This is a genomic window from Lentzea kristufekii (assembly GCF_033949925.1).
Taxonomy (GTDB): Bacteria; Actinomycetota; Actinomycetes; order Mycobacteriales; family Pseudonocardiaceae; genus Lentzea; species Lentzea kristufekii.
On record NZ_JAXAVV010000067.1, the window covers coordinates 1 to 2,682 of the forward strand.

At 68.9% G+C, this 2,682-nt stretch carries 1 protein-coding gene and 1 pseudogene; both read left to right on the top strand.

The window, feature by feature from the left end; all coding sequences use genetic code 11:
• A pseudogene (locus tag SK571_RS46015) lies at positions 1 to 313 on the top strand (rhamnogalacturonan acetylesterase); the annotation flags it as partial.
• A 44-nt stretch (positions 314 to 357) separates the two neighbouring features.
• On the top strand, positions 358 to 2,598 hold the full coding sequence (locus SK571_RS46020; RefSeq protein WP_319990409.1) for a rhamnogalacturonan lyase family protein: 2,241 nt from the start codon (positions 358 to 360) through the stop codon (positions 2,596 to 2,598).
• Positions 2,599 to 2,682 lie beyond the last annotated feature (84 nt).

Here is a 2,682-nt window from a genome sequence, read left to right on the forward strand (position 1 = left end):
ACCTCCGGTGCGGAGACTGTTCAACGGCAACAAACTCACCGGCACCGCGCTGCACGTCAACAGCGTTGGCGTGGACCTGCCCGCCATCATCCGGGCACTCGGCCGCAGCGCGAACGTTCCGGTCATCGACCTGACCGCCAAGAGCAAGACACTCGTCGAATCGATGGGGCCGTCGGCATCCCAGGCGCTGTACCTCACCAGGGAAGCAGGCGACAACACCCACTTCTCCGAGCGCGGCGGCGCGGAGATGGCGAACCTTGTCGTGCAGGGCGCGCGTGAGCTGAACCTGCCGCTGGTCGGCTACCTGCGCTGAACCAGGCGCGTTCGACTTCTCGACTCACCTGTTGGAGGCCAACCATGCTTTTGCATCGACGGTGCGCCACACCGCTCGCCGCAGGCGTCGTCGCCCTGACCTTGGCCGGCAACGGTCTGGTCGTCTCGGCGGCTTCGGCGGCGGCGACGCGGTACGAGGCGGAAGCCGCGCCGGCCACCTGCGCCGGCGCGATCGAGTCCAACCACGCCGGCTACTCCGGCAGCGGGTTCTGCAACGGCGACAACACGGTCGACGCGGCCACGGAGTTCACCGTGACCGCGTCCACGGCCGGCACGGCGACCATCGCCGTGCGGTACGCCAACGGCGCGACCGACAACCGTGCCGCCGACGTGCTCGTCAACGGCACGGTTGCCCACTCCGGCACCGCTTTCGACCCGACCGGCGCCTGGACCACCTGGGGCACGAAGACGTTCACCGTGTCGGTGACCGCGGGTGCGAACACGATCAGGCTGGACCCGGCCACCGCGGCGGGCCTGGCGAACATCGACTACCTCGACCTCGAAACCGGTGGTGCGCCGCCGCCCGCGGGCAAGCAGCTGGAAGACCTCAATCGCGGCCTGGTCAGCGTGCGCTCCGGGTCGGGAAACCTGGTGTCGTGGCGGCTGTTCGGGACCGAGCCGACGGCGACCGGGTTCAACGTCTACCGCGGCACCACGAAGCTGAACGCCTCGCCGATCACCAACTCCACGAACTTCCTGGACTCAGGGGCGTCGGCGGACGCCTCGTACACGGTCCGCGCGGTCGTGAACGGAGCGGAGCAGGCGCCGTCCGAGCCGTCGCTGCGCTTCACCGGCGGCAACCACCTCGACGTGCCGATCTCCCGGCCGGGAAGCAACTACACGGCCGGTGACGCGAGCGTCGGCGACGCGGACGGCGACGGCCAGTACGAGATCTTCCTCAAGTGGGATCCCAGCGACCAGAAGGACAACTCCCAGTCCGGTCGCACCAGCAACGTCTACATCGACGCGTACCGGCTCAACGGGCAGCGGCTGTGGCGGATCGATCTCGGCCGCAACATCCGCGCCGGTGCGCACTACACCCAGTTCCAGGTGTACGACTACGACGGCGACGGCAGGGCCGAGCTCGCGGTCAAGACGGGCGACGGCACGGTTTCGGGCACCGGACAGGTGATCGGCAACGCGAACGCCGACCACCGCAACTCCTCCGGCTACATCATCACCGGACCCGAGTACCTGACCGTCTTCAACGGGCTCAGCGGCGCCGTCATGTCCACGGTGAACTTCGAGCCGGCCCGCGGCAACATCTGCGACTGGGGCGACTGCACCGGCAACAGGGGTGACCGGTTCCTGGCCGGCACCGCCTACCTCGACGGGCAACGGCCCAGCATCATCATGGGACGCGGCTACTACGAGAAGAGCACGATCGCGGCGTGGGACTTCCGGGGCGGCCAGCTCACCCGGCGCTGGAAGTTCGACTCCGGCAGCGCGGGCAGGCAGTGGACCGGCCGAGGCACCCACTCACTGTCCATTGCGGACGTCGACGGCAACGGCACCGACGAGATCATCTACGGCGGCATGACCATCAACGCCGACGGCACCGGCCGGTACACCACGAACTTCTACGCCCACGGTGACGCCTTGCACGTGAGCGACTTCGTGCCCAGCCGTCCCGGTCAGGAGATCTGGCAGATCCACGAGCAGAGCTCCGGTGCCGCCGCCACGTTGCGGGATGCCAGGACCGGCGCCGTCATCATGCAGAAGAACAACACCTGCAACTGCGAGGGTCCCGCGCGCGGTGTGGCCGGTGACGTGTACGCCGGCAACCCCGGCGCCGAGTTCTGGGGCAAGGGCACCGGCCTGACGAGTGCGTTCAACTCCTCCGGCGGCAGCGTCGGACGAGCGCCCGCCAGCGCGAACTTCCTCGCCTGGTGGGACGCCGACCCCGTGCGCGAGCTGCTCGACGGCAACCACGTCGACAAGTACGGCACCGGTGGCGACACCCGCCTGCTCACCGGTTCCGGAGCGCATTCCATCAACGGCACCAAGGCCACGCCGTCGCTGTCCGGTGACCTGTTCGGCGACTGGCGTGAGGAAGTCGTCCTGCCCCGCGACGACAACGCCGCACTGCGCATCTACGCCACGCCGACGCAGACCGACCGGCGGCTCCACACCCTGTTGCACGACGCCCAGTACCGCGTGGCCATCGCGTGGCAGAACACCGCCTACAACCAACCGCCACACCCGAGTTTCTTCCTCGGCAACGGCATGAGCTCGCCGCCGCAGCCGAACATCCACCTCCGCTGAGCCTGGCGGTCAGGCGGGCCGGCGACACCGACCCGGCTCGTCTGACCGCCACCACGTCCGCCCGTTTCGCACACCTCACCACCC

Coding starts and splice junctions, on each gene's coding strand:
- SK571_RS46020 (WP_319990409.1), top strand. CDS start 358: ATGCTTTTGCATCGACGGTGCGCCACACCGCTCGCCGCAGGCGTCGTC.